The organism is Thioalkalivibrio sp. ALE23 (genome assembly GCF_000378545.1).
Taxonomy (GTDB): Bacteria; Pseudomonadota; Gammaproteobacteria; order Ectothiorhodospirales; family Ectothiorhodospiraceae; genus Thioalkalivibrio.
The window spans coordinates 1-4414 of the sequence record NZ_KB900056.1 but is presented as its reverse complement, the minus strand read 5'-3'; the positions used below and the strand labels follow the sequence as shown (position 1 = coordinate 4414).

The 4414-nt window shown below is 63.1% G+C and carries 7 protein-coding genes; all 7 read left to right on the top strand.

Features of this window, described 5'->3' with window-relative positions:
* Positions 1–249: 249 nt before the first annotated feature.
* Complete coding sequence (locus tag F573_RS0113570) at positions 250–1098, top strand: hypothetical protein (protein WP_155986685.1); 849 nt, start codon at positions 250–252, stop codon at positions 1096–1098.
* Positions 1099–1100: 2 nt separating this feature from the next.
* Positions 1101–1325, top strand: a complete 225-nt coding sequence (locus F573_RS0113565; RefSeq protein WP_019023042.1) for a hypothetical protein — start codon at positions 1101–1103, stop codon at positions 1323–1325.
* 229 nt (positions 1326–1554) lie between these two features.
* Positions 1555–2073, top strand: a complete 519-nt coding sequence (locus F573_RS0113555) for a DUF192 domain-containing protein (RefSeq protein WP_019023040.1) — start codon at positions 1555–1557, stop codon at positions 2071–2073.
* Positions 2070–2600, top strand: coding sequence for a hypothetical protein (locus F573_RS0113550; protein WP_019023039.1), 531 nt, complete (start codon positions 2070–2072; stop codon positions 2598–2600). The genes F573_RS0113555 and F573_RS0113550 overlap by 4 nt, the downstream gene beginning before the upstream one ends.
* Positions 2600–2872: a hypothetical protein gene (locus F573_RS0113545; protein WP_019023038.1), complete on the top strand. Its 273-nt coding sequence runs from the start codon at positions 2600–2602 to the stop codon at positions 2870–2872. Before F573_RS0113550 ends, F573_RS0113545 begins: the two co-directional genes overlap by 1 nt.
* Positions 2873–2891: 19 nt before the next feature.
* A complete protein-coding gene (locus tag F573_RS0113540; protein ID WP_026300945.1) occupies positions 2892–3902 on the top strand; it encodes an ERCC4 domain-containing protein in 1011 nt (336 codons plus the stop codon).
* 29 nt (positions 3903–3931) lie between these two features.
* Positions 3932–4414 (top strand): hypothetical protein (locus F573_RS14445; protein WP_051075395.1); only part of this gene is annotated, 483 nt, incomplete at its 3' end.

Genomic DNA, 4414 nt, shown 5'->3' with positions numbered 1-4414 from the left:
CACCACCTTGTTCAAAGTGAACATACCACTTCATTTTCACCTCTCATGCTGTTTTGGGAAACGACAACGCTAGACCAAAAGGAAGGTCGAAAACAAGAAGGCGATCGGATAACATTCAGCATGTAACAAGAAAATCGACAGGGAGAGAAAACGGGTTAGGATGACCGCAAATCCAGACGACAGGAGATCCTGGAATTGACGGCGACGGATGCGAAACCGATTTTTGTACTCGGGGCGGATGACCCCGAGATGGCGCGAATCAAGACGGTCGTCGGGCTGGCCCGAAAGCTCGGGCTGGTGAGCGGCTATATTCAGGGGTGGTCGAAAGGATCGCCCGTTCACCCGGGCAACGCCTACGCTGTCGATCAGTGTCCGGGGCTTCCCGGTGACGTACCGCTGGTGCTCGTAGAGTGCGGTTTTGCGGAGAGCGCGCCCAAGGAGTGCCACGAGCGGGTCATCCAGCGCGTGGATCACCATAACCCCGGCGATCCCGGGTTTGACTGCGCACCGGAGGCCTTCTGGGAGGGCTCATCGATCGGTCAGGTGGTCAACTGGATCAATAGCGACCTGGCGGAACCGCAGGCGATGGGGCCGCTTTTCGCGGAGGCCGTAGCCCCGCACATGCGGGATCTGTACCTGGCGGCCGCGGCGGATCACTGCCTGAAGGCCGCGTACGAAGAATGCTGCCCGGGAATTTCGTCCGAGGAGATCGAGACCTGGCGGGTACAGACACGCGCGAAGCACCAGAACCAGCCGGAGGAGACGGTCCGGATGCGTATCCGGGAAGCCCGGGCCACGATCATGCAGGCGTTGCGCAATCCGGAACAGGTGGTGGAGATCGCGGGTGGCCCCATCGTGCGGCTCCCGGGGACGATCAATGAGCTGCCGGAGGCTTCGATGCAGCTGGGGGTGCCGGTGGAATACCGCATGGAAGATGCTCGATCGAAACGCATCAAGGTCGGATTGATCGGCGGGGAACCCGCGCAGATCGAGGAGTGGATGGCCCGGTTCGCTCGGGACTACGGGCTGGAAGATGTCTATGGGGCGCCGGTTCGGGGTTTTGCCGGAGGGTATCAGCCGATGAAAAAGGAGGCTTGACGTTGGATCGAACGATCGACCGCGAGGATTTCTTCCGTTGGGTGGAGAAACAGCGCCTGGTGTATGCAAGCTGCATGGTGACTCGCGGATCATTCCGCAAGCCCCTCGAGTTCGTCACCAACGTCGGCGCGAACGATTTCGAAATTCGCCTGGGCGAAAAGGTGGTCTACGAAGGCGATTCTTTCGAAGAGGCACGGGCGGCTTACGAACGTGAGGTGAACGCATGATGGCACTGGGCCCCCTGCCCGGAACCAGCCCGCGGGAAGACGCCATGCGGGTGCTTCCGGAGGGGACGCGGTGCCAGCGCCGGGGCGCCTCCCCTCACCCGCATTTCGTGATCCTCCTGCCGGGTGTGGAGCAGCCGTATGCCATGGGCCGCAGTGCGCCGCAGGCCTGGACGCGCGCCCGAAAGCGTTGGGAGTCCCGAGAACAGGTTAGCAGCAGGGCTTAATCGTGATGCATGTTCCTTCGAGTATCTATATCCCGTGGGTCTCCATTCTGGTGGGCCTGACGGTGGGGCTCATGGTCGGCATGAGCCTGGCAATCGCCGAAAACAGCCGAAGCGACGTCGCAAAGAACACCCCCGGGGATCTGCCGACCCTACCCCTGGAGGTGGGCGACCGGACGCTGACGGTTGAGCTCGCCGCCAGCCCCGAAAGTCAGCGACGCGGGCTGATGCACCGCCAGTCTCTGCCGGATGACCACGGAATGCTGTTCCTGTGGGACAACGCCGGCCCTCGGGCGATGTGGATGAAAAACACGCTCATCCCGCTGGATGTCGCGTTCATCGACGCCGAGGGGGTCATCACCAACATCGAGACCATGCAGCCGGAGACCACCCGCCAGCATGAGTCCGCGGGCCCGGTTCCTTACGCCCTGGAGGTCCATGCCGGATGGTTCGAGGAGCACGGCATCGAAGCCGGTGAACGGATCCCGGATCTGGACCGTTCGCAACACGAGGGGGAAACGAATTGATCGAACTGCGCACCCTGCAGGGATCCCGAACACTGACCGAAGAGATGCGGTTTATCTCCGATTGCGGCTACCGCCGTTTTGTGTCGTGTGCGCAGGAGACCCCGGACGACCCCGAACCGCCGCGGATCGCATTTCAGGTCGAGATGTGCGGCATCGCCACGGCCGAGGTGTCCGTGCAGCGCAATGGGCAGACGATCAGCGGTTTCTCCCTGGAGGTGGGGGATCTGATCGGGTTCCAGCGATTCGACGGCCTGGAGCTGGTGGAAAGCGAGGTACGGCGCCTGAAGATCATTCACTCGGACGAAGCGAATCCGAGCGCGGGCGCCTGGCTGGAGACCGAGGCCGTATCGGACGACGAGATCGAGCAGATCCGTCGATCGATGGCGAAGAAGCTGGAGCTGAAATCCCCGGCGCATTACCGCGCGCTGTCGATCGCCACCCCCGTCGAGGTCGTGTATCTGGCCTCGATCATGTGCCCATCAAGACACGAATTCGCGCCCACACGCGCCGTTCCATGGAGGGACTGATGTTCTGGCTGGATCGTGAGACGCTGTACCGCAATGGATTCCAGTACCTGGGGCGTCAGTATGGCGTATTGCCGATCGCCATTCGCATTGATGAAAACGGATCGGCGGACCTGGTGCATCGTATTCAGGGGGTGACCTGGTTCAAGAAAAGCGTTCGGGCCATGTGGGCCGCAACGCATGTCGCCAGTTATATCGTGGAGACCGAGCGGGAGATCGAGGACCCCTTGAAGGCTTCCATCCGGATCACCGGGCGGGTCGGGTTCCCTGCCTGAACGAACAGGAGAACGCGCCATGCGAATGGCCCTCTGGCAGCACCCCAAGCGCAAAACGCTTCGCCGCGTGTATATCAATGGCATGCCGGGCGTTCCCCGCGAGAACAAGCTGTATTTCGAGCCCATCGGGCGCTCCCGGATCGGCATCCGCCTGGTGGCCGGCGACTGGCACGAACACGCGCTGGAGCAACTGTTCGAAGCCGGCATCCTCGACTCGGCGGCGGACCTGGCCGGCATGAGCCTGGAAGACGTGGTGGAAGCGAGCGAGAAGGAGCCGGCCGCCCCGCCCCCGGCGCGGGCGACCCGGGGTCCCGCACACCGCGATGCCGAGGTGGCCGCACTGGATCCGCGGACGATTCCGGTACCGGACCCGGTCACCATTCGGGTGGACCATCGCGAGCCGCCGGAGCTGTTCGACGCGCTGGCGGGCATCCCGAACGTCGAGATCGAGCGCGCGGAGCTGCCGATGGGCGATATCGAAATCAACGGGTCCATCGTGATCGAGCGCAAGTCGTGCCGAGGGAACAGTGACGGTCACACCGATTTCGAGGCCTCCGTGATCGGGGAGGACAAGCGCCTGTTCACGCAGTCGGAGAAGATGCGGCTGGCGGAGGGATGCCTGCCGATTTTCATCCTGGAAGGCGAGCCCCACCAGTCCCAGCAGGCCATGACGCCGCAGCAGGTGGACGGGGCGATCTCGTTCCTGGTGACCGTCCAGCGGCTGAACGTGATCACCACCTATTCGGTGCATCACACGGCCTACGTCCTCGTGAAGCTGGCGACCCACGACCGGTCGGGCCTGGGGTACGTCCCGCCGCTGCGCGGGAAGAAGCCGGCCGGGCAAAAGGAGCGGCTGGCGTTCGTGCTCGAGGGGCTGCCCGGTTTGAGCGGGGCTTTCGCCCAGCGCATCGCGTCGCAGTACGACACCCTGGCGGAAGTCGTGAACGCCTCGGATGAGGAATTGCTGTCGATCGAAGGCATCGGCCCCAAGCGTCTGGCGGATATGCGTCGGGTGCTCGGCGGCGGATAGGAAACCCACGAGAAGAGATCGAAGAAATCATGGAAGAAAACACGCAGGAGCCCGACCATTTGGCGGGCACCCCCAACCAGGTCATCATCCACGAGATGCCGGACGGCTGTTTCGGTATTGAGGCGCCGCAGGGCGCGTCCATGCGCCTGATCGCCAGCCTTTTCCACGGGCTGGCGGAACAGGATCCGTCACTTCAGATGGATGTCGATCTGTCGAGACGTCTGGGGTGGACCTATTTCCTCGGTCCGCAGGATGCGCTGATTCAACGCCGAGACGAACAGAAGGCCGAAGCGGAAAAGAATCGGCCGGATGCCGGCGCCGGCTTCACCGAGCGGCTGAGGCACTGGTATGAGTTCGGCGAACGCGGGCTGTCTTCGGAGACGCTGGCGGACTATGCAAAAGCGAAACACGGGGAAGGATCGCTCCCCGAGGACATCGATTATCCCCACGATGCGGGGGATCTGCGTCGGTGCCGGTTGCTGGTGGAACAGGTGCCCGAGGCCTCGCCCAAC

Excerpts from the sequence above, each read along its gene's own strand:
- F573_RS0113570 (WP_155986685.1), top strand. The coding sequence starts at position 250 with ATGGCGCGAATCAAGACGGTCGTCGGGCTGGCCCGAAAGCTCGGGCTG.
- F573_RS0113540 (WP_026300945.1), top strand. The coding sequence starts at position 2,892 with ATGCGAATGGCCCTCTGGCAGCACCCCAAGCGCAAAACGCTTCGCCGC.
- F573_RS0113545 (WP_019023038.1), top strand. The coding sequence starts at position 2,600 with ATGTTCTGGCTGGATCGTGAGACGCTGTACCGCAATGGATTCCAGTAC.
- F573_RS0113555 (WP_019023040.1), top strand. The coding sequence starts at position 1,555 with ATGCATGTTCCTTCGAGTATCTATATCCCGTGGGTCTCCATTCTGGTG.